The sequence below is a fragment of the Alcanivorax sp. HI0044 genome (genome assembly GCF_001634945.1).
Genome location: NZ_LWEZ01001215.1, coordinates 1 through 678, shown reverse-complemented (window position 1 = coordinate 678; position 678 = coordinate 1). Strand labels below are relative to the sequence as shown.

Annotated in this window: 1 pseudogene; it reads left to right on the top strand. The window is 57.2% G+C overall.

The features are described 5' to 3' along the window. Positions 1–50 precede the first annotated feature (50 nt). Positions 51–678 (top strand): annotated as a pseudogene (locus A3730_RS16900) (2-isopropylmalate synthase); the annotation flags it as partial.

Here is a 678-nt window from a genome sequence, read left to right as displayed (position 1 = left end):
TCAAAGTAAAAAGGGGCAGCTTCTGCCCCTTTTTACTTTGAGGATTCGACATGAGCTTTGATCACACCAAGTACCAGCCATTTCCTGTTATCGACAAGCCCGACCGTCGCTGGCCCAACCAGCGTATCGAGAAAGCCCCGCTGTGGGCGGCGGTAGACCTGCGCGATGGCAATCAGGCGCTGATCAAACCCATGTCCGTGGCCCAGAAACGCCAGTTCTTCCAGATGTTGGTGGAGCTGGGCTTCAAGGAAATCGAGGTGGGCTTTCCCTCCGCCAGCCAGATTGATTTTGATTTCTGCCGGGCACTGATCGAGGAAGATCTGGTGCCCGACGATGTGCATATCCAGGTGCTTACCCAGGCCCGCGAGGAATTGATTGCGCGGACCTTCGAGTCCCTGAAAGGGGCAAAGAACGCCATCGTGCATATCTACAACGCCACCTCGCCCACGTTCCGTGAGCAGGTGTTCAACGTGGACAAGGCCGGTTGCAAGGCCATTGCCGTGCGTGCCGCTGAATGGGTGCGCGATTGCGCGGCCAAACAGCCGGAAACCCACTGGAGCTTCCAGTATTCTCCGGAAACCTTCAGTGCCACCGAAACCGATTTCGCCATCGAAGTCATCGATGCGGTGAACAACGTGTGGCGTCCGGATCAGGGCCAGCGGGTGATCATCAACCTGC